Below are 20,662 nucleotides of genomic sequence, written 5' to 3'. Positions count from 1 at the left end.
GCGTGCCCACCACGACATTCGAAATACTGACCGTGGGCACGGCGCAAGAGCGCCTTCGCCCACCCTGCGAAATCTCAGAACGCCGTATAGCCGCCGTCGATCACGAACGTATCGGCCGTGTGATACGACGACGCCTTGCTCATCAGATAGACCGCGATGCCGCCGAAATCGGATGCCTCGCCGAAGCGCCGCACCGGAATCCGCGGCATCACGTTGGCGACGAATTTTTCGTTGGCCATGAGACCCGACGTCATGTCGCTCTTGATCCAGCCCGGCAGGATCGCATTCGCGGTGACGCCGTGGCGGGCGAGCTCGACGCCGAGCGCGCGCACCAGCGCGTTGATCGCGGCCTTGGTTGCCGCATAATGCTCGTTGCGCGCGGTGCCGAAGATCGAGGCGAGGCTCGAGGTCGCGACCAGCCGGCCGAAGGGATCGCCGGCATTGGCGCGATCGGTCATGTGTCTCGCCGCGGCCTGGAACGCGTGAAACACGCCGTCGAGATTGGTCGCAAACATCGTGCGCCATTCGTCCTCGGTGCGCTCGATGAAGGAGCGCCGGCCGCCGCCGCCGATGCCGGCATTGGCGAAGCAGCCGTCGACCCGGCCGAAAATGTCGAGCGTCGCCTTCATCGCGGCGTTGACCGAGGCGGGATCGGTGACGTCGCAGACGCGGGCATCGACCTTGCCTGATAGCCCCGCCATGCTCGCGGCCGCGGCCTTGTTCTTGTCGGCATTGCGGCCCCAGATCGAGACATTGCAGCCCTGGCTGGCGAGCGCCCGCGCGATGCCGAGGCCGATGCCGCCATTACCGCCGGTGATCACGGCGACGCGGCCGGAGAGGTCGAAAAGGTTCATGCCGCGTTTCCTGTTTTTGGGCGAGACATCTTGGGATGCGGCGCATCAGCCGCTGCGCGCAAGATTGCTTGCTATGCTCTGATCACCATGGACAAGACCGCGCCAAAAATCAAATATGCGCCCCGACAAAACGAATTCCGGTCTGCGAAACTGACGCGGGCCGCAACTCACGAGGAAACCATGCAGTTCAAACACGTCACGCTGGATCTCGATGGCTCGGTCGCGGTCCTCAGGCTCGACCATCAGGAGGTGATGAACGCGGTCTCCGTGGATATGCTGGGCGGTCTTGCCGAGGCGCTCGATGCGATCGAGGAGAAGAAGGATGAGGTGCGCTGCGTGGTGCTGACCGGCGCGGGGCGGGCGTTCTGCACCGGTGCGAATCTCCAGGGCCGCAACAACCAGTCGAAGAAGACCAAGGCCGGCCTGACGCTGGAGACCGGCTTTCACCCCTTCCTGCGCCGCATTCGCAATCTGCATTGCCCGATCGTCACCGCGGTCAACGGTCCGGCGGCGGGCGCCGGCATGAGCTTCGCTCTGCTCGGCGACATGATTTTGTGCGCGCGGTCCTCGTACTTCCTGCAGGCTTTCCGCCGCATCGGTCTCGTGCCGGATTGCGGCTCGACCTGGCTGTTGCCGCGCCTCGTCGGCCGGGCGCGCTCGATCGAATTGTCGCTGATGGGCGAGCGGCTGCCGGCCGAGAAGGCGCTGGAATGGGGTCTCGTCAACCGCGTCTATGACGACGGTGTGCTGATGGAGGAGGCGATGAAGCTCGCGCGCGATCTCGCCAGCGGCCCGACGGTGGCGCTGTCGCTGATCCGCAAGCTCTATTGGGACAGCCCCGAAAATTCCTTCGAGGATCAGCTCAACCTCGAATTCCAGTGCCAGCTCCGCGCCGGCGACACCCAGGATTTCCGCGAGGGCGTGGGCGCGTTCCTGGAGAAGCGTCCCGCGCAGTTCAAAGGCAAATGATCGAGACTGAGCTTTCGCGCAGCGTCCAACGCTGGTGCAACGGCGCGACCGGCGCGACCTCTGCGGCCAAACTGTCGGGCGGTGCCAGCCAGGAAACCTGGCGCTTCGACATCACGCATCCCGATGGCGTGATCGGCGCGATCCTGCGCCGCTCGCCGAAGGGATATGGCGCAGCGCCGACGCGCGCGGCGGGCCTTGCGGCTGAGGCGCAGCTGATGCAGCTCGCTTATGAGGCCGGCGTGCCGTCGCCGCGGGTGATGCATGTGCTCGTGCCGGAAGATGATCTCGGCACCGGCTTCATCATGCAGCGTATCGAGGGCGAGACCATCGCGCGCAAGATTCTTCGCGATGACGAATATGCGGCCGCGCGGCCGCATCTGGCGCGGCAGATCGGCGGCATTCTCGCAGGCCTGCATCGACTGCCAAAGGACAGGCTGCCCGAGCTGCGCAGCAGGTCGGCGACCCAGGAGATTTCCGAGTTCGAGCGCGACTATCACAGCCTGAACTGGCCGAAGCCCGTGTTCGAGCTGGCGCTGCGCTGGCTGCGCGACCACGATCCCGGCCCGTCGGCCGAGGAGACGCTGGTGCACGGCGATTTCCGCAACGGCAATCTCATCATCGGCCGCGATGGCGTGCGCGCCGTGCTCGACTGGGAGCTCGCCCATCTCGGCGATCCCATGGAGGATCTCGGCTGGGTCTGCGTCAACTCCTGGCGCTTCGGCGAAATCGACAAGCCCGTCGGCGGTTTTGGCACACGCGAGGAGCTGTTTGCGGGCTACGAGGCTGCCGGCCGCAAGGTCGATCCGGTGCGCGTCAAATTCTGGGAAGTGATGGGCACGCTGCGCTGGGGCATCATGTGCGGCGGCATGATGCAGCGCTTTCGCGAGGGACCTGACCATTCCATGGAACGTGCCATGATCGGCCGCCGCGCGAGCGAGACCGAAATCGATCTGTTGCGGCTCTTGGCGCCGCGCGGGAGCTGACGCATGCAGGACGAACCGACCCCGATCGAGCTGACCAAATCGGTCGCCGATTTCTTGCGCAACGACATCACGCCGCTGATCAGCGGTCACCAGGCCTTCAAGCTGCGCGTCGCCATCAACATCCTCGACCTCGTCACGCGACAGCTGACGCGGGAGGAGGGGAGTGATGCTGAGGAAGTGGCGCGCCTGCGCGCGCTGCTGGGCATCGACGGCTCGGTGACCGAACTCAACCACGCGCTCGCCGAGCGCATCGCCAAGGGCGAGGTCGACCTCGCAACCCCGGGCCTTGCCGAGCATCTGTGGCAAACGACGATGGACAAGCTCGCGGTCGATCAGCCGAACTACGCATCGTACAAGCGCGAGCTGGGGCGCAATCCGTAGGATGGGTAGAGCGCAGCGAAACCCATCATCTCACACCTTGTCCCGTCATTGATGGGTTTCGCTGCGCTCTACCCATCCTACGAAGCTGCCGTCATTCCGGGGCGTCGCGTAGCGACGAGCCCGGAATCCATTGATCCGCGCGTTCTGCCGCCCGATGGATTCCGGGCTCGCGCCTGTCGGCGCGCCCCGGAATGACCGCGCAAAGCGCGGTCACTTCCCCACCCATTTCGGCGGCCGCTTCTCCGAGAACGCCTTCGGGCCTTCGATGTAGTCCTGCGAGGCCACCATCGCCTTCACCGCCGGATACTCCCGCTGTTCCTCGATTGCCTGCTCCAGCGAGACGCCGAGTCCCTTCTGGATCGCCTGCTTGGACGCGCGGATCGACATCGGCGAGTTCTTGGTGATCATGTCCGCCCAGCGCAGCGCGCCCGACAGCGCTTCGCCCTGCGGCACGACCTCGTTGACGAAGCCGAGCTCAAAACCTTCCTTGGCGCTGACATGGCGCGCGGTGAGGATCATGCCCATGGCGCGCTTCAGCCCGATCTGCCGCGGCAGCCGGTGCAGGCCGCCGGCGAGTGCGGCAAGGCCGACGCGCGGCTCGGGCAGGGCGAAGGTCGCATTCTCCGAGGCAATGATGAGGTCGCACGCCAGCGCGATCTCGAAACCGCCGCCCATGGCGACGCCGTTCACCGCTGCGATAACAGGCTTGTCGCAGTCGAAGCGCGCGGTGAGGCCGGCAAAGCCGCCCTTGTCCCAGCCGCGCTTGCCCCCCGCCGCCTGCCACTTCAGATCGTTGCCGGCGCAGAACGCCTTGTCGCCGGCGCCGGTGACGATCGCGACCCATTGCTCGGCATCCGCGGAGAAATCGTCGAATACCTTCTGCAGCTCGAAATGCGCGTCGGTGTGCAGCGCGTTGTAGACCTCGGGCCGCGACAGTGTGACGATCGTGATCGGCCCCTTGCGTTCCACTCTTGAGAATTTCAGCTCCATCGCGCGCTCCCGCATTTTCTCGTCAAGGAATATTGACCGCATACTACCGCGCGTCGGCGCTGGAGCACCATCGAATTGCGCTGATGCGCCTTGCGCGCGTCACACGCCTCGCTTTGCTTGACTTGCACGCGCTCTTCTCAGCTTAATCGCACGAAGCAGAAACGCGCCTAGCGCCTTAACGCAAAACGATAAAATCAATCCGGGAGAGAACCTGTGGATTTCTCATTGCCTGCCGATCTCCTCGCCTATCTCGCAGAGCTCGATCGTTTCATCGAACGCGAGATCAAGCCGCTGGAAGAGGCTGACGACAACATCCGCTTCTTCGATCATCGCCGCGAATGGGCGCGCACCGATTTCGAGAATGGCGGCCTGCCGCGCCATGAATGGGAGGCGCTGCTGCGCAAGGCCAAGGATCTTGCGGACGCCGCCGGACATCTGCGCTTTCCCGTGCCGAAGCAATATGGCGGCAAGGACGGCTCGAATCTCTGGATGGCGGTGATCCGCGAGCATTTTGCCGCGAAGGGTCTCGGCCTGCACAACGATCTCCAGAACGAGCACTCCATCGTCGGCAATTTCCCTGTCGTCACCATGCTCGACCGCTATGGCCGCGACGACCAGAAGGCGATGATCGACGGTTCGATCAAGGGCAAGTACCGCATCACCTTCGGCCTGACCGAGCCGCATCACGGCTCCGACGCCACCCACATGGAGACGCGCGCGGTGCCCGCGACCCGCGACAACGTCAAGGGCTGGATCATCAACGGCGAGAAGATGTGGACCACAGGCATGCACGTCGCGACGCACTGCGCGCTGTTTGCGCGCACCAGCGGCAATGACGGCGATGCCCGGGGCATCACCTGCTTCCTGGTGCCGGCCAAGAGCCACGGCGTCAAGGTCGAGGAGTACATGTGGACCTTCAACATGCCGACGGATCATCCGCGCGTCAGCTTCACCGACGTGTTCGTGCCGGAGGACGCGCTGTTCGGCGAGGTCGGCCGCGGCCTGTCGCTGGCGCAGTGCTTTGTCCACCAGAACCGCATCCGTCAGGCTGCGAGCTCGCTCGGCGCGGCGGTCTATTGCGTCAACGAGAGTGTAAAGTATGCGCGCGAGCGAAAACCGTTTGGCCGGGCGCTGGCCGAGAACCAGGCGATCCAGTTCCCGCTGGTCGAGCTTGCCACGCAAGCCGAGATGCTGCGCCTTCTGATCCGCAAGACCGCCTGGGAGATGGACCAGCTCACCGAGGAGCAGATCGAGCGCACGCTCTCCGACCGCGTCTCGATGTGCAATTACTGGGCAAACCGCCTCTGCTGCGAATCCGCCGACCGCGCCATGCAGGTCCACGGCGGCATGGGCTATTCACGCCATAAGCCGTTCGAGCACATCTACCGCCACCACCGCCGCTACCGGATCACCGAAGGCAGCGAGGAGATCCAGATGCGGAAGGTCGCGGGATTCCTGTTCGGCTATATGGGGCCGGGGAAGCATTGACTGTGATCGCGCGTTATCTCTCCGCGAGTCGTCCCCGCGTACGCGGGGACCCATAACCTCAGGGAGAAGTTTGTCGCGAACTGGTAACTCCGAGTCGTCGCCAAACTTCTCCCTGGGGCTATGGGTCCCGGATCTGCGCTTCGCTTGTCCGGGACGACAGCGGGATCAATTCACCCTTCTATCCTTCCCCGCCCAATACGGCTCCCGCAATTGCCGCCGCAAAATCTTGCCGCTCGGATTCCTCGGCAGCGCCGGCAAGAACTCCACGCTCTTCGGCGTCTTGTAGCCGGCGATGCGCGTCCGGGTGAAGTTGATGATGTCGGTGGCGCTCGCCTGTTTGCCGGGCTTCATCACGACAACCGCTTTCACCGCCTCGCCCCATTTGTCGTCGGGCACGCCGATCACCGCGGCTTCGGCGACGTCGGGATGATCGCACAGCGCGCTCTCGACTTCGGCGGGGTAGATGTTCTCGCCGCCGGAGATGATCATGTCCTTGATGCGGTCGTGGATGTAGAGATAGCCGTCCTCGTCCATATAGCCGGCATCACCGGTGCGCAGCCAGCCGTCGCTGCGCAGCGTCGACGCCGTCGCCTCCGGCAAATTCCAGTAGCCCGCCATGTTGGAGCCCGAGCGCGTCGCGATCTCGCCGACCTCTCGTGGCGGCAACGGCTTGCCGTCGACGTCGAGGATTGCGATCTCGATACCCGGCAGCGCCTTGCCGGCCGAGCGCATCCGCTCCAGCCCCTCGACATGATCCTCCGGCGGCAGCGCGACGATGGTGCCCGTGGTTTCGGTCATCCCATACAGCTGCACGAAGCCGCATTTGAAGACCTCGATGCACTCCTTCAGCAACGCCGCCGGTATCGGTGAGGCGCCATAGAGCATGTATTTCAATCGTGAAAAGTCCACTGTCCCGGCGCGCGGCTGCCGCACCACGAACTGCATCGCCGCCGGCACCATGAACAGTTTTGTGATGCCTGATAGCTCGAAGAAATCCAAAACCTTGGTCGGATCGAACTCGCGCGCGATCACGCCGCGGGCGCCGTGATAGAGGCCCATCACGCCCCAGCCGGAGCCGCCGATGTGGAAGACCGGCATCGCCACCAGCGAGACGTCGTCGGTCGACCACCGGTTCCACTCCGGCTTGTCCTCGGCATTGCCTGATTGCACGAGGTTGAGGAAGTTGGCGTGGCTCAGCATCGCGCCCTTCGGCTTGCCCGTGGTGCCGGACGTGTAGAGCTGGATCGCGATGTCTTTCGTGTCGATCGGCACCCCGGGATCGTCGCCGCTCTGCGCATCCCGCCACGCCGCAAAGTCCTGCCATTCCGGCGCGCCGCCTTCGGTGGTGATAACCGTGCGCACGCCCGGCAGCTGATCCCTGATCTGGCGGACCTGCGTGATGAACTCCGGCCCGACGAACAGCACCGCGGCTTTGCAATCTTCGACGATGAAGGCGACCTCGGGCCCCGCGAGCCGCCAGTTCACCGGCGCCGTCACCACGCCGGCCTTCATCGCGCCCATCAGCAGCTCAAAATAGAGGTCGCTGTTCTTGCCGAGATAGGCGATGCGGTCACCCTTCTTCACGCCCATCGCAATCAGCGCGTTGGCGACCTTGTTGGTCCTCGCGTCGAATTCGGCAAAGCTGGTGAGGCGGCCCTCGAACTCGTAGGCGATGGCGTTGCCGCGGCTCTTGGCGCGTTCGCGCACCATGTCGGCAAGAGTTGCCAATGGCTGTGTGGACATGTTTCTCCCGTGGCGTCTTGTTCTTATGCCCGGGAGTGTGGAGTCAATTGCGGGGGAAGACAAGGTGGGAGCCCCGCTGTCGTCCCGGACAAGCGCGCCATAAGCGCGCGCAGATCCGGGACCCATACGCCGCAGCAAGGATTTGGCGAAGACTCGGAGTGACCAGCCTCGCCTCGCCTCGCACCTCTCCCTGTGGTTATGGGTCCCCGCCTCGCGGGGACGACAGTTGAGGGTGAGGGTAGAGCGTCAGCCCCTTACACCCCCACGCCGTTGCAACGCGACATCACCCCCGCTTCGCCCGGTCCTTCTCGTTCTGCGCCATGATGCTCTCGCGCGCGGTTTTCCAGTCGTCGTCGCTCCAGTCGCGGAGCTGGTAGAAATTGCCGCCCATCGCCAGCGCCTGCGCGCCGTCCATGGCAATGGTCTCGCCATTGATCCAGTCGCAGCCGCCGGAGATCAAGAACACGGCGACGTTCTGCAGTTCCTCCATGGTGCCGACGCGGCCCATCGGGTTCATCGCCTTGGTGCGCGCGCCGGCCTCGTCGCCGGGCTTGATGCGCTTGCTCATGCCTTCGGTCGGGATTTCGCCGGGCGCGATGGTGTTGAGGCGGATGCCGTAGCGGCCCCATTCGGCCGCGAGCGACATCGTCATGGCATGGATCGCCGACTTGCTCATCGCCGACGGCACGACGTAGGGCGAGCCGTTACGCACCCAGGTCGTGGTGATTGACACCACGTTGCCGGGCTGCTTCAAGGCGATCCAGCGCTTGCCGATCGCCTGCGTCACGTAGAACGTGCCGTGCATGACGATGTTGGCGACGGCGTCGAAGCCGCGCGGCGACAGGTCCTCGCTGCGCGAGATGAAATTGCCGGCGGCGTTGTTGATGAGGTCGGTCAGCGGCGCGTCGCGGAAGATGGTCTCCACCATCTCCTCGACCGCGAGCGCGTTGCGGATGTCGACGCCGTGGCTGGTGACGCGGCCGCCATACAGATCCATCAGCTCGGTTGCGGTCTCGTCGCACACGATCTTGCGCCGGCCGCAAATGTGCACCTCGGCGCCGAGCTGGAGGAAGCGCGCTGCCATCGCCTTGCCGAGACCTGTGCCGCCGCCGGTCACGAGAATGCGCCGTCCAGCGAGAAGATTTTCCTTGAACATGGCTGTTTCTCCCGTACGGATTGTCAGTTAATTGGTCGATTGACTAAATCCGGCCGCCGGCGTCCTGTAAAGCGGCACTGAACAAGAACAGGCAAGAACTAAGGGAGAATTCATCCATGGAAGAGCGCGTCTCGATCTCGATCTCGGAAGGCGTCGCCGACGTGCGCCTGGTGCGTGCGGACAAGATGAATGCGCTGGATCAGGCCATGTTCGAGGCGCTTGTTTCCGCAACGGACCGGCTTTCGAAGGACAAGAGCGTGCGCGTCGTCGTGCTCTCAGGCGAAGGCCGCGCCTTCTGCGCCGGTCTCGACATGGGGCGTTTTGCCGCCATGAAGGAGAAGGGCGGCAACGGAATTCCGGGTGGCGAAAATCGCGATCTCACCAAGCGCACGCACGGCCAGGCGAACTTCCCGCAACAGGCGGTGTGGGGCTGGCGCCAGCTTCCGGTTCCCGTGATCGCGGCCGTGCACGGCGTCGCCTTCGGCGGCGGCTTCCAGCTCTCGCTCGGCGCCGATATGCGCTTCCTCTCGGCGGATGCGCGGATGTCGATCATGGAGATCAAATGGGGCCTCGTGCCTGACATGGCGGGCACGCCGATCCTTGCGAGCCTCGTGCGCGACGACATTTTGCGCGATCTCACCTATACGGGGCGCATCTTCTCCGCGCAGGAGGCGATGACCTACGGCCTCGCCACGCGCATCTGCGACGACCCGCGCGCCGCGGCGCTGGAGACCGCACGCGAGATCGCCGGTAAGAGCCCCGATGCGATCCGCGCGGCAAAACGACTGCTCAATAATCTCTCGGTCGATCCGGGCCCGGCGCTGCTGGCGGAGTCGGTCGAGCAGCAGAAGCTGATCGGCAGCGCGAACCAGACCGAGGCGGTGCGCTCCAATCTGGAGAAGCGCGCGGCGAAGTATGCGGATTAGCTTTCTGTCATTCCGGGGCGATGCGAAGCATCGAGCCCGGAATCCATAACCACGATCGGGAGTATGGATTCCGGGCTCGCGCCAAGAGGCGCGCCCCGGAATGACGATCGTGGTTGGTTCGATGCCCTTCAACCCGACGAAAGATCGGAAAACAACAATGAGCGAAACGCCCCAATTCCTCGGCATCGTCTCCGGCGAGCGCCGCCGAACCCACACTGAGGTCGCCAACCGCGCCGACCGCATCGCCTCGGGCCTCGCCAAGATCGGCGTCCGCCAAGGCGATTGCGTCTGCATGCTGATGCGCAACGACATCGCCTTCCTGGAGGCCGCCTACGCCGCGATGCGGCTCGGGGCCTATGGCGTTCCGATCAACTGGCACTTCAAGCCGGAGGAGATCACCTACATCCTTGATGACACCGGCACGTCCGTCCTGATCGGACATGCCGACATGCTGCACGCCTTGCGCGATGCGATCCCTGAGGGCGTCACCGTGCTCAGCGTGCCGACGCCGCCGGAGATCCTGTCCAATTACCGGATCGATCCCGATCATCTGACGACGCCGGACTTCGCCATCGATTTCGAAGCCTGGCTCGCGCAATTCCAGCCCTATGACGGCCCCGTGGTGCCGCAGCCCATGAATATGATCTACACCTCGGGCACGACAGGCCATCCCAAGGGCGTGCGGCGCAACGCGCCGACGCCGGAGCAGCAGGCCGCCGGCGAGCGCATGCGCGCGATGATCTACGGGCTCAAGCCCGGCGCCCGCGCGATCCTGCCGGGGCCGCTCTATCACTCCGCGCCGAATTCCTTCGGCATCCGCGCCGGAAAGCTCGGCGGCGCGCTGGTGCTGATGCCGCGCTTCGAGGCCGAAGAATTCCTCGAACTGATCGAGCGATTTGAAATCGACACGATCTTCATGGTGCCGACCATGTTCATCCGCCTGATGAAGCTGCCGGAAGAGGTGCGCAGGAAGTACGACGTCTCTTCGCTGCGCCACGTCATCCATGCCGCCGCGCCCTGTCCGGCCGACGTCAAGCGCGCCATGATCGAATGGTGGGGGCCGGTGATCTACGAATTCTACGGCTCGACCGAATCCAGCGCGGTGACGTTCGCGACCTCCGAGGACGCGCTGAAGAAGCCCGGTACCGTCGGCAAAATCTCGCCCGGCGCCGAGCTGCGCTTCCTTGGTGAGGACGGAAGCGTGCTCGGCGTCGGCGAGATCGGCGAGATCTATTCGCGCATGGCCGATCTCGCCGATTTCACCTACCACAACAAGCCGGAGAAGCGCGCCGAGATCGACCGCGACGGCTTCATCACCTCGGGCGACGTCGGCTATATCGACGCGGACGGCTACGTCTTCATCTGCGACCGCAAGCGCGACATGGTGATCTCGGGCGGCGTCAACATCTACCCGGCCGAGATCGAGTCCGTGCTGCACGCCGTATCAGGCGTGCATGATTGCGCCGTGTTCGGCATCCCCGATGCCGAGTTCGGCGAGGCGCTGATGGCGGTGGTGGAGCCGCAAGCCGGCGTCACGCTGGATGCTGCAGGTGTTCGCGCCGCGCTGAAGGCGCACCTTGCCGACTACAAGGTGCCCAAGCACATCGAGATCCGCACCGGCCTGCCGCGCGAGGATTCCGGCAAGATCTTCAAGCGCCGCCTGCGCGATCCCTATTGGGAGCAGGCGGGGCGGAAGATCTGACAATTCGACGAGGACCCTAGGGTGGGCAAAGCGGAGCGTGCCCACCATCTCGATCAGAATACGTTGACAGATCGTGGGCACGGCGCAGGCGCGCCTTTGCCCACCCTACGAGATCAGGGACGAGGAAACATTTGTCATGACCGACGCCGCGAACGAAGTCCTCTACGAAGTCGCCGATCACATCGCGACCATCACGCTGAACGCGCCGGAGCGCATGAACACGATCTCCGGCCCGATGCTGAACGATCTGGCGCGGCTCCTGACCGAAGCCAACGAGGACAAGGACGTCCGCGTCGTGATCCTCACCGGCAAGGGCAGGGCGTTCTGCGCCGGCCTCGACTTGCGCAAGGAGCGTGACGGCAACGGCCTCAGCGCGGCGTCCTCGCCGACCACGATCAACCTCCGCAACACGCCGCCGACGGTGCTGCAAGCGATGGACAAGCCGACGATCTGCGCCGTCAACGGCGGCGCCGCCGGCTACGGCATGGACACCGCGCTCGGCTGCGACATCCGCATCATGGCGGAATCCGCAAAGCTCGCCGCCGCCTTCGTCAAGCGCGGCGTGGTGCCGGAATCCGGCGGCACCTGGCTGCTGCCGCGCATGCTCGGCTGGGCCAAGGCCTCCGAGCTGATCTTCACCGGCCGCACGCTCGGCGCGCGCGAGTGCCTGGAATGGGGCCTTGCCAACGAGGTCGTGCCGGACGCCGAGTTGATGAGCCGCGCCACGGCGGTCGCCCGCGAGATCGCCGCCAACGCGCCGCTCGCGGTGCAGGCCTCCAAGCGCATGATGCGGATGGGCCTCAACGAGAATTTCCACGACCATGTCCACCACGTCTATCTCCAGCTCCTGCCGCTGTTCAAAACCCAGGACATGGCCGAGGGCATGAATGCCTTCATGGAAAAGCGCGAGCCGAAATTCGAGGGGCGGTAGCCGGGGCCGTCTGGTACGCGTTGGAGTAGCAATCATCGAGCGGCTCGGCTAGATTGGCATTCCCACGCCAATCCCCTGCGATCGTCCATGCCCTCATACCGTGCCAGTCCTGGCTTTTTCGAAGTCCCCCATGCCGCCGTCTATACGCTGATGACGGTGACGGTCCTCGCGTCGGGTTTCTGCTTCATCCAGGCGGGTGGTCCGGCGGCGCCGGCGGAGTTGCTGTATCGCTACGGCGGCATGTATGCGACCGCGATCGCGCGGCACGAATATTGGCGCCTCGTCGCCTATGGCTTCTTGCACGTCAATTTCATCCACCTCACCATGAACATGTTGTGCCTGGTGCTGTGGGGCGCCCATCTCGAGCGGCGGGTCGGGCCGGCCTATTTCCTCCTCATCTATCTCTGCGCGATGGTGTTCGGTGCCGTCATCGGCAACGGTATCCATTCCACGCCCTATTTGACGGTCGGCGCGTCCGGCGCCACGTCGGGCATCCTCGGAGCGCTGCTCTGCCTGTGGATCCTCGGCAAGCTCGACGTCAGGATCGACTTCTTCGCGATCAATATCGGATTGAACGTCGCGTTTGCGCTCGGCAATTCGCGGATCGACTGGGGCGTGCATCTCGGTGGTTTTGCGGCCGGGCTGATCGCCTGCGCAGTGCTGGACCTGATCGAGAAAGCGAATGTGTGGGTGCTTCGCTGCAAATTTCCCGAAGCCGTGAAGGTCAATCTGACACTGCTCGGGTGCGTCGTTGCGCTGTGGGCCTGGAGCGGTCAGGCCCAGGCGATCGCAGCCGGGGGTTCTGGATGGGTCCCGGCTCTCGTCGCCGTGGCCGCGTATTGCGCTGTTGTGAAGACGATTGATCTCGCACTCTCCGTCAGGAAGGGCCTTGCGATCGTCGTGGCGATTTTGGCCGGTGTGAACGCGGCCGCCGTGATGCTGTCCGGTTGGGCCCTGGCATCGTCTTGCAGCCCGCGCCGGCCCACCGGCTCCGTTCCGCTCGACAACTTACTCGCCACATTCTGCCCTAGTCCTGTTGTCATCTCGGGGCTGGCCGCGATCGGCGCCGCCGCGCTGACGCTTTGGCTCTGCTCAAAGGAGATCTCGCGCGGGATCGAGGATGTTGGGTTTGTCGGCACATCGCTGCGCGCCGAACGCAGCCGGCGTCACGGATTATGAGCTTGGAGGGGAGCGGAAATCGGGGCCGTCTTAGCAGAGACAGATTTCATGCCTATATGCACGGGATCATCCACCCCCGGATCATCCCATGACCCCCGTTTCCATGCTGCTCAACATCCTCTGGATCCTCTTCGGCGGCGCCTGGATGGCGTTCGGCTGGGTGATCGCCGCGGTCATCATGGCGATCACCATCATCGGCCTGCCCTGGGCGCGGGCGGCGTTCAACATCGCCGTCTACACGCTGCTGCCGTTCGGTTCGCGGGCGGTCAACCGCTACGACGTCACCGGTGTCGAGGATATCGGTACGGGCCCGCTCGGCGTGATCGGCAATATCATCTGGTTCGTGCTCGCCGGCTGGTGGCTGGCGCTCGGCCACTTATTGACGGCACTGGCGCTCGCGATCACCATCATCGGCATCCCCTTCGCCTGGGCCCATCTCAAGCTCGCAGGCATCGCGCTCTGGCCGATCGGCAAGGTGATCGTGCCGGCGTGAGGCCCAACTCGTGGCTCGTAGGATGGGTTTCGCAAGTGCACCCCATCCTACGCGCTGCGGACATCAATGAGCATGCTCCCTCAGGGACGAACGCGAATGATCGTATTTCCCTTGCGTCGCCCGGTCGGATTTAAGGCGGCGACCGCATCGTCGAAGGTCGAGACCTTGCCGATGTTCGTCCGCAGTCGTCCATCCCGCACCCGCTGGACGATCTCACTGAGTTGGGCGCGATCCGACTCGACGACGAAGTCGACCGCCAATCCATCGGAGGGCCGCGCCTCGGCCGGCCCGACGATGGTCACCAGTGTTCCTCCGGCTCGAATGCGTTCTACCGACCGCTTCTGTATGTCACCGCCGATGACATCGAACACCAGATCGACCTTGCCGACGTCTTGCAGCGAGTCCTTGTCGAGGTCGACGAACTCGTTTGCGCCGAAGTCGAGCACCGTCTGACGGTCGGCGGCGCGTCCGGTGCCGATGACGTAGGCGCCGGCCTCTCGTGCGAGTTGCGTCACCATCGACCCGACTGCGCCGGCCGCGCCGTGTGCCAGGATGCTCTGCCCCGATTTGAGACGGCCATGCTGGAACAGCCCTTGCCATGCGGTCAGCCCCGAGATCGGCAGGCTCGCCCCCACTGTGAAGTCGACGTCGCCCGGCAGCGGCGCAAGATTGCGCGCCTCGATTGCCACATACTCGGCCAGCGTGCCGTCGCGATACCAGTCCGCCAGGCCGAACACCCGCTGTCCTAACACCAGCCCTGTCGTTCCATAGCCAAGAGCAGTGACCACTCCGGCCAGCTCGTGTCCAGGGATCGACGGTGTTCGGTCGCGATCGAGGCGATCAGTCCAGGTCGAAGGCCACGTCAGCTCAGTCGGGACAAATCCCGACGCATGAACCTGAACCACGACGTCGTTTATCGCAGCCTGCGGCTCGGGCCGGTCCACCAGCTTCATCCCCGCCGTTCCCGCGGCCTGTTCCGTTACAACGATCGCCTTCATTGGATCATCTCCTCAGTCATTGTCTCCTGATGCAACGATTGCAGTCAGCGTGAGCGCGACGGCTATCCACAAACTGCCAGACAGTGTGGAAGTGTCCGCGATCTATTGACCGGGGCTCCCACTGAAACTGCCGATCGGGATCGCTTCGGTCGTGGCGCTAGCAGTTAGATGCGTTACGCTTGGTCATGAAACCAGTACCAAGATTGCAAAATTCGGCTGTACCAAGGGCCATTGAGACGGCGAACAGATTGAGCCTCGTAGGATGGTAGAGCGAGAGCGAAACCCATCAACCCGACCGTTGACGAGGCATGATGGGTTTCGCAAGGGCTCCACCCATCCTACGCGCTGATCGGCAACATCTGGTTCGTGCTCGCCGGCTGGCGGCTGGCGCTCGGCCACTTATTGACCGCACTGGCGCTCGCGATCACCATCATCGGCCTCCCCTTCGCCTGGGCCCATTTGAAACTCGCCGGCATCGCGCTGTGGCCGATCGGCAAGGTGATCGTGCCGGCGTGAGGTGGGGATCCGTCAATGTCCGCCTCCGCGCGTAGAGGGGAAGCCGGCATAGCTTGCGGAGTCGTCGGCTGATGACCCCTGAGCAGACACCTCAACAGTATCTCAACTCCGTTTGACCCTAGCGCCGAGACCGCGCCTCGTCCTGCGCCAGGCCGATTCCCATTATCGGAACGCTGCCAGCAACGCTTGGAAACAAAATTTTTACCAATAATAACGATGGCGTCAGTCACGAGATGCAACCGGACGGTGTGGGCGCTAAACTTCTGGGAGCATTGCCCGAAATTGCACGTGGGCCGGCATGGGAATTGGAATGTTCAGTGCGCCGCCTTTTGCGAGAGCAAATTGTGTTGTCAAGGAACAGCTGCGCTTGGTCGGTCACACGGAACGACGGATCGCGAACAGGTTGCAACTGGTTAACTGGAGCCTCGTGGTTGGATGGGCGCTGGCGCTCTGCGTCGGGCTTGCCGTAACAACCTTCACGCTGGAAGGCTTGATGACGACGGAGGTCGTCACAGCGCCGGCGCTGGCGGTTGCCGGGTTGTGGCTCATGCGGTGGGGCTGGGGCGAGCGGCCGGCGTTCACCATGCTCGCATTTGCGCAGATGGGTTTTGTCGCGATCTGTGCGGCGCCGCTGTCGTATATCGGCTTGGGCGCCGCGATGCCGCTGCAGGACGCCAGATTTGCCGAGCTTGACCGATTGCTCGGCCTGGACTGGCCTGGATATTTCCATTTTGCGATGGCCCATCCGGAATTGCTGCTGTACGCCAAGTTCTTCTACGCAATGATCCTCGTGCCGGCCTTCTGCGTTCCGGTCGTACTGGGGTTGATGGGTCAATATATCCGTCTGCAGCAGTTCGTGATGGCGTCGACATTGGCGTTGTGCGTGGTGATTGTCGTCTCCTCCCTGCTTCCGGCGATCGGCACCTATTTCGAGTTCGGACTGCCCTCCGACACCGAGCTGTTCAAGGCGAACGGATATGGAGGACAGGCGAGCGACATACCTATGCTGCGCGATGGCACGTTGCGAGCTCTCAACATCGTGAAGCTCGGCGGCATCCTCACTTTCCCGAGCTTTCACGCTGCCACGGCGCTTCTCAGCATCTGGAGCTTATGGAGCATTTGGTGGCTGCGTCCCGCCCTGCTGGTGCTGAATGGGGGAATGCTCGTCGCGACCCCGCTGGTCGGAGGGCATTACTTCGTGGATGTGATCGCGGGCGTGTCGGTGGCTGCGCTGACGATCCAGGCGTCGAAAGGCCTGACGGCGGTCGTGGCTGCAAGTCCGCTGGCGGTCTCGACGCAGCCGAGCTCGGCGACACCGGGTCGGCTGGTCGCTCTTGCCTTCGCCGCAATGTTCGTGCGGCCGTTCCGGCGGAATATGTCCCGGCATGCGATACGCCCATGAACGTGTGCTGCTGGCCCCAGGGAGACCTGCGCGGCTGTCGTCTTCATTTCCGCTTGCAGTGCCAGAGCTCAACCCCTATCGAGCCGCAGCTCGGCGTCCAGGCAGTTGCGGCCCTCCGCCCCCAATCCCTCGCGTTGCCCGACGGGCAAAACACGCTACATGCAGGTCAAGGGACGGGGTTGTAAAATATTCTGATTGACCGAATTTTCCGTTTCGGCTAAACCGCATTCCATTCCCGCCCGTCGAAGGGGCGTTTCGCGATCGTCACGATACGTAGGCCGGGATGCGATGGACGCGGCAGCGCCGGCGCGTGACGGGGTGGCAGGGCGGGCGAGGCCCGTGAGCCATCGCGATCCGCGGCACGACACGGCGCGGTCACAGCGTTTCTTTACGGCGTTGGAAGCGAGCACGCGCGAGCTTCCGACTGTCCGGGGAGGGACGTCCGCGGACGGCAAAAGCGTGTGGTCCTGACGCCCGGGGTCTGTGCGTCAAGGCTTGCGGTGGTGAAGCGGCCCGACCGGGCGCGCGCATCAGTGATCCGCAAGGCGACGGGGGCAATAGTGCATCGCTCCCCGGGGAGAGCGCGCCATAAGCCGTAAAACCATTGCGCAGGGAAGGCCGGGATGTCCCGGCGTCACCTGTGGTCACCCCGCGTGCGTCTTGTCGCGTGCGGACCCTGGGTGCCAGCCGGCGCCCGGCCTTCCCTGCGCCCTTTGTTCTCGATGAGGGCGAAACGGACAGCAAAGCTCGGGCGGAATACGCCGCGAGAAGGCGAAGGCGTGTTTTATCAGTTGAAGAGAGCTCTCGTGCCCCGGACGCAGCGCAGCGCGTCGCGCCTTCGCGGCGTGGTGCGCTGCAGAGCCGGGGCCCAGAAGGCGGCAGGGACGGTGCGGCTTTCTGGGTCCCGGCTCTGCGCAGCAACGCTTAAGGCGTTGCAGCGCGTCCGGGACACGAGTTTGGCCGGCAGTGTGCAATGCCCCCAACTTCGTCTTGCACTGCGGTAGAAAAATATCGCACACTCCACCGGACTGAGGAGCCGCAAGGAGCTCTCGAAGAGGAGCGAGCCATGTCCCTCCAGACCATACCATCCGACAGCGCCGAGCATCGCCCCAACCGCCCTGAGGACGTCCAGGCGCAGGAGGCCGACGCGCGGCTGCGGGACGACATCCGCCTGCTCGGGCGCATCCTCGGCGACACCGTGCGCGATCAGGAGGGCGCCGAATTGTTCGACCTGGTCGAGCGCATCCGCCAGACCTCGATCCGCTTCCACCGCGACGAGGACCGGCTCGCCCGCCGCGAGCTCGAGCAGATCCTCGACAGCATGTCGACCTCGGAGACGGTGCGGATCGTCCGCGCCTTCAGCTACTTCTCCCACCTCGCCAACATCGCCGAGGACCAGAACAACATCCGCCAGATGCGGGCTCGCAGCGCAGGCAAGAGCTCCGGCGTGCTGGCGGAAACGCTCGCCCATGCCAGGGACGCCGGCATCAAGCCCGATCAGCTCCGCAGCTTCTTCAAGTCCGCGCTGGTCAGCCCGGTTCTGACCGCGCATCCGACCGAAGTCCGCCGCAAGAGCACCATGGACCGCGAGATGGAGGTCGCCGGCCTGCTCGATCGCCGTGAGCGCGTGGCGCTGACCGCGGAGGAGGCCGATGCCAGCGACGAGCAGCTGCGCCGCGAGGTGCTGACGCTGTGGCAGACCAATCTGCTCCGCCGCACCAAGCTCACCGTGCTCGATGAGGTCGCCAACGGCCTGTCGTTCTACGATTACACCTTCCTGCGCGAGGTGCCGCGGCTGGTCAACGCCCTCGAGGACCGGCTGGAGGAGGGCGGCGAGCAGGCGGCTTCCGAGCTCGCCTCGTTCCTGCGCATGGGCAGCTGGATCGGCGGCGACCGCGACGGCAATCCCTTCGTCACCGCCGACGTCATGCGCGGCACGCTGCGGCTGCAGTCGAGCCGGGTGATGCAGTTCTATCTGGAAGAGCTGCACGTGCTCGGCTCGGAATTGTCGATCGCGGCGCATCTTGCCGACGTCTCCGAAGAGCTGCGCAACCTGGCGGAACGCTCGCCGGATACCTCGCCGCACCGGAGCGGCGAGCCTTATCGTCTGGCAGTCTCCGGCATCTATGCGCGCCTGACCGCGACGGCCGAAAAGCTCGCTGTCGAGATCACGCGGCGGCCGGTCGGCAAGGGCGCGCCATATGCGAGCGTGAAGGAGCTGCAGGCCGATCTCGACGTGCTGCACCGCTCGCTGATCTCCAACAATGCCCGCGTCATCGCCCGCGGCCGGCTGCGGCTGCTGCGGCGCGCGGTGGACTGCTTCGGCTTCCATCTCGCCCGGCTCGACATCCGCCAGAACTCGGCGGTGCACGAACGCACCATCGCCGAGCTGATGGACGCCGCCAATCCCGGCATGTCCTATCTCGCGCTCGGCGAGGAGGCGCGCATCTCGCTGCTGACCAACGAGCTGCGCTCGACGCGCGCGCTGGTCTCGCCCTTCGTCAAGTACAGCGACGAGACCATGGGCGAGCTCAACGTGTTCCATGCCGCCGCGGAAGCGCATGCGATGTTCGGCTCGGACGCCATTCCCCAATGCATCATCTCGATGTGCAAGGGCATGTCCGACATGCTCGAGGTCGCGGTGCTCCTGAAGGAGGTCGGCCTGGTCCATCCCTCCGGTCGCAGCGCCATCAACATCGTGCCGCTGTTCGAGACCATCGAGGATTTGCAGGCCTCCAGCGGCATCATGGACCGCATGCTGTCGCTGCACGATTACCGCCGCCTCGTCGACAGCCGCGGCAGCGTGCAGGAGGTCATGCTCGGCTATTCCGACAGCAACAAGGACGGCGGCTTCGTCACCTCGGGTTGGGAGCTCTACAAGGCCGAGATCAACCTCGTCGAAGTGTTCGAGCGGCATCACGTGCGACTGCGCCTGTTCCACGGCCGCGGCGGCTCGGTCGGCCGCGGCGGCGGTCCGAGCTACGACGCCATCATCGCGCAGCCCGGCGGCGCCGTGAACGGCCAGATCCGCATCACCGAGCAGGGCGAGATCATCTCGTCGAAATATTCCAACGCCGAAGTCGGCCGCAACAATCTGGAAATCCTCGCGGCGGCGACGCTTGAAGCAAGTCTTTTGCATCCGCGCCAGAGCGCGCCGCGCCGCGAATATCTGACCGCGATGGACGAATTGTCGAACCTCGCCTTCAAAGCCTATCGCGGCCTCGTCTACGAGACCGACGGCTTCGTCGATTATTTCTGGTCCTCGACCGTCATCAACGAGATCGCGACGCTGAACATCGGCAGCCGTCCGGCCTCGCGCAAGAAGACCCGTGCGATCGAGGATCTTCGCGCCATCCCCTGGGTGTTCTCATGGGCGCAATGCCGCCTGATGCTGCCGGGCTGGTACGGCTTTGGCAGCGCGGTCGAGCAGTGGATCACTGAACATCCCGACAAGGGCATGCCGTTCCTGAAGGAACTCTACAGGGAATGGCCGTTCTTCCGCATGCTGCTCTCGAACATGGACATGGTGCTCGCCAAAAGCTCGATCGCGATCGCCTCGCGCTATGCCGAGCTGGTGCCCGACGAAGCCTTGCGCGAAAAAATATTCGGCCGCATTCGCCGCGAATGGCATTCCTGCATCGAGACGCTCCTGGACATCATGGGGCAGGACCGGCTGCTGCAGGGCAATCCGCTGCTGGAGCGCTCGGTGCGCCACCGCTTTCCCTATCTCGACCCGCTCAACCACGTGCAGGTCGAGCTCTTGAAGGAGCATCGCGCGCAGAACCCCGACGAGCAGGTGCTGCGCGGGATTCAACTGACGATCAACGGGATTTCGGCGGGGCTGAGGAATACGGGGTAGCTACCGGGCCACGTTGCTGCCCGATACTCAGCCGTCATGCCCGGGCTTGTCCCGGGCATCCACGTTCTTGGCATCGCGCGGTAAGGCGTGGA

The 20,662-nt window shown here is 64.4% G+C and carries 16 protein-coding genes and 1 pseudogene; 12 read left to right on the top strand and 5 right to left on the bottom strand.

Annotation, left to right across the window (positions count from 1 at the left end; genetic code table 11):
• Positions 1-74: 74 nt before the first annotated feature.
• Positions 75-854 carry an SDR family NAD(P)-dependent oxidoreductase gene (locus XI03_RS16125; RefSeq protein WP_212476328.1) on the bottom strand — a complete coding sequence of 260 codons (780 nt, stop codon included), beginning with the start codon at positions 852-854 and terminating at the stop codon, positions 75-77.
• A 180-nt stretch (positions 855-1,034) separates the two neighbouring features.
• On the opposite strand from XI03_RS16125, the gene XI03_RS16120 reads away from it, so the two are divergent.
• Genes XI03_RS16120 through XI03_RS16110 form a run of 3 tightly spaced genes read left to right on the top strand, consistent with a single transcriptional unit; the run spans position 1,035 to position 3,187 of the window.
• Entirely contained in the window at positions 1,035-1,823 is a 789-nt protein-coding gene (locus XI03_RS16120) for an enoyl-CoA hydratase/isomerase (protein WP_271592653.1), read from the top strand.
• On the top strand, positions 1,820-2,806 hold the full coding sequence (locus tag XI03_RS16115) for a phosphotransferase family protein (RefSeq protein WP_271592652.1): 987 nt from the start codon (positions 1,820-1,822) through the stop codon (positions 2,804-2,806). The genes XI03_RS16120 and XI03_RS16115 overlap by 4 nt, the downstream gene beginning before the upstream one ends.
• 3 nt (positions 2,807-2,809) lie before the next feature.
• Positions 2,810-3,187 carry a DUF6285 domain-containing protein gene (locus XI03_RS16110; RefSeq protein WP_271592651.1) on the top strand — a complete coding sequence of 126 codons (378 nt, stop codon included), beginning with the start codon at positions 2,810-2,812 and terminating at the stop codon, positions 3,185-3,187.
• Between the two features lie 210 nt (positions 3,188-3,397).
• On the opposite strand, the gene XI03_RS16105 is transcribed toward XI03_RS16110, so the two are convergent.
• On the bottom strand, positions 3,398-4,177 hold the full coding sequence (locus tag XI03_RS16105; RefSeq protein ID WP_271592650.1) for an enoyl-CoA hydratase-related protein: 780 nt from the start codon (positions 4,175-4,177) through the stop codon (positions 3,398-3,400).
• A 213-nt stretch (positions 4,178-4,390) separates the two neighbouring features.
• Between XI03_RS16105 and XI03_RS16100 the strand changes: the two genes are divergently transcribed.
• On the top strand, positions 4,391-5,665 hold the full coding sequence (locus XI03_RS16100) for an acyl-CoA dehydrogenase family protein (protein WP_271592649.1): 1,275 nt from the start codon (positions 4,391-4,393) through the stop codon (positions 5,663-5,665).
• Between the two features lie 165 nt (positions 5,666-5,830).
• Here XI03_RS16100 and XI03_RS16095 read toward each other — a convergent pair whose 3' ends face one another.
• A complete protein-coding gene (locus XI03_RS16095; protein WP_271592648.1) occupies positions 5,831-7,408 on the bottom strand; it encodes a fatty acid--CoA ligase in 1,578 nt (525 codons plus the stop codon).
• Positions 7,409-7,691: 283 nt separating this feature from the next.
• Complete coding sequence (locus XI03_RS16090; protein ID WP_038947744.1) at positions 7,692-8,564, bottom strand: SDR family oxidoreductase; 873 nt, start codon at positions 8,562-8,564, stop codon at positions 7,692-7,694.
• A gap of 116 nt (positions 8,565-8,680) precedes the next feature.
• On the opposite strand from XI03_RS16090, the gene XI03_RS16085 reads away from it, so the two are divergent.
• The 5 genes from XI03_RS16085 to XI03_RS16065 all read left to right on the top strand — a co-directional run bounded on the left by XI03_RS16085 (position 8,681) and on the right by XI03_RS16065 (position 13,795).
• On the top strand, positions 8,681-9,490 hold the full coding sequence (locus XI03_RS16085; RefSeq protein WP_271592647.1) for a crotonase/enoyl-CoA hydratase family protein: 810 nt from the start codon (positions 8,681-8,683) through the stop codon (positions 9,488-9,490).
• Positions 9,491-9,647: 157 nt separating this feature from the next.
• Positions 9,648-11,192, top strand: a complete 1,545-nt coding sequence (locus XI03_RS16080) for an acyl-CoA synthetase (protein ID WP_271592646.1) — start codon at positions 9,648-9,650, stop codon at positions 11,190-11,192.
• Positions 11,193-11,328: 136 nt separating this feature from the next.
• Positions 11,329-12,123, top strand: coding sequence for an enoyl-CoA hydratase/isomerase family protein (locus XI03_RS16075; RefSeq protein WP_271592645.1), 795 nt, complete (start codon positions 11,329-11,331; stop codon positions 12,121-12,123).
• Positions 12,124-12,210: 87 nt separating this feature from the next.
• Positions 12,211-13,302, top strand: a complete 1,092-nt coding sequence (locus tag XI03_RS16070; RefSeq protein ID WP_271592644.1) for a rhomboid family intramembrane serine protease — start codon at positions 12,211-12,213, stop codon at positions 13,300-13,302.
• Between the two features lie 88 nt (positions 13,303-13,390).
• A complete protein-coding gene (locus XI03_RS16065; RefSeq protein WP_028135280.1) occupies positions 13,391-13,795 on the top strand; it encodes a YccF domain-containing protein in 405 nt (134 codons plus the stop codon).
• Positions 13,796-13,875: 80 nt separating this feature from the next.
• On the opposite strand, the gene XI03_RS16060 is transcribed toward XI03_RS16065, so the two are convergent.
• A complete protein-coding gene (locus tag XI03_RS16060) occupies positions 13,876-14,793 on the bottom strand; it encodes an NADP-dependent oxidoreductase (protein ID WP_038971586.1) in 918 nt (305 codons plus the stop codon).
• Between the two features lie 345 nt (positions 14,794-15,138).
• Here XI03_RS16060 and XI03_RS16055 point away from each other — a divergent pair.
• From XI03_RS16055 to ppc, 3 genes and pseudogenes are all read left to right on the top strand, one after another.
• A pseudogene (locus tag XI03_RS16055) lies at positions 15,139-15,309 on the top strand (YccF domain-containing protein); the annotation flags it as partial.
• 310 nt (positions 15,310-15,619) lie between these two features.
• Positions 15,620-16,711 carry a phosphatase PAP2 family protein gene (locus XI03_RS16050; protein ID WP_271592643.1) on the top strand — a complete coding sequence of 364 codons (1,092 nt, stop codon included), beginning with the start codon at positions 15,620-15,622 and terminating at the stop codon, positions 16,709-16,711.
• 1,066 nt (positions 16,712-17,777) lie between these two features.
• Positions 17,778-20,570, top strand: a complete 2,793-nt coding sequence (ppc, locus tag XI03_RS16045) for a phosphoenolpyruvate carboxylase (RefSeq protein WP_038947754.1) — start codon at positions 17,778-17,780, stop codon at positions 20,568-20,570.
• The last annotated feature ends 92 nt before the right edge of the window (positions 20,571-20,662 follow it).

This window comes from Bradyrhizobium sp. CCBAU 65884 (assembly GCF_028128835.1).
Classification (GTDB): Bacteria; Pseudomonadota; Alphaproteobacteria; order Rhizobiales; family Xanthobacteraceae; genus Bradyrhizobium; species Bradyrhizobium ottawaense.
The sequence above is the reverse complement of the archived record's forward strand: the minus strand, read 5'-3'. Positions and strand labels throughout refer to the sequence as shown.

Bases quoted from the DNA above. Each gene is read 5' to 3' on its own strand.
- XI03_RS16065 (WP_028135280.1), top strand. From the start codon at position 13,391: ATGACCCCCGTTTCCATGCTGCTCAACATCCTCTGGATCCTCTTCGGC.
- XI03_RS16085 (WP_271592647.1), top strand. From the start codon at position 8,681: ATGGAAGAGCGCGTCTCGATCTCGATCTCGGAAGGCGTCGCCGACGTG.
- XI03_RS16095 (WP_271592648.1), bottom strand. From the start codon at position 7,408: ATGTCCACACAGCCATTGGCAACTCTTGCCGACATGGTGCGCGAACGC.
- XI03_RS16075 (WP_271592645.1), top strand. From the start codon at position 11,329: ATGACCGACGCCGCGAACGAAGTCCTCTACGAAGTCGCCGATCACATC.
- XI03_RS16090 (WP_038947744.1), bottom strand. From the start codon at position 8,564: ATGTTCAAGGAAAATCTTCTCGCTGGACGGCGCATTCTCGTGACCGGC.
- XI03_RS16060 (WP_038971586.1), bottom strand. From the start codon at position 14,793: ATGAAGGCGATCGTTGTAACGGAACAGGCCGCGGGAACGGCGGGGATG.
- XI03_RS16070 (WP_271592644.1), top strand. From the start codon at position 12,211: ATGCCCTCATACCGTGCCAGTCCTGGCTTTTTCGAAGTCCCCCATGCC.
- XI03_RS16110 (WP_271592651.1), top strand. From the start codon at position 2,810: ATGCAGGACGAACCGACCCCGATCGAGCTGACCAAATCGGTCGCCGAT.
- XI03_RS16080 (WP_271592646.1), top strand. From the start codon at position 9,648: ATGAGCGAAACGCCCCAATTCCTCGGCATCGTCTCCGGCGAGCGCCGC.
- XI03_RS16050 (WP_271592643.1), top strand. From the start codon at position 15,620: ATGTTCAGTGCGCCGCCTTTTGCGAGAGCAAATTGTGTTGTCAAGGAA.
- XI03_RS16120 (WP_271592653.1), top strand. From the start codon at position 1,035: ATGCAGTTCAAACACGTCACGCTGGATCTCGATGGCTCGGTCGCGGTC.
- XI03_RS16115 (WP_271592652.1), top strand. From the start codon at position 1,820: ATGATCGAGACTGAGCTTTCGCGCAGCGTCCAACGCTGGTGCAACGGC.
- XI03_RS16125 (WP_212476328.1), bottom strand. From the start codon at position 854: ATGAACCTTTTCGACCTCTCCGGCCGCGTCGCCGTGATCACCGGCGGT.
- ppc (WP_038947754.1), top strand. From the start codon at position 17,778: ATGTCCCTCCAGACCATACCATCCGACAGCGCCGAGCATCGCCCCAAC.
- XI03_RS16105 (WP_271592650.1), bottom strand. From the start codon at position 4,177: ATGGAGCTGAAATTCTCAAGAGTGGAACGCAAGGGGCCGATCACGATC.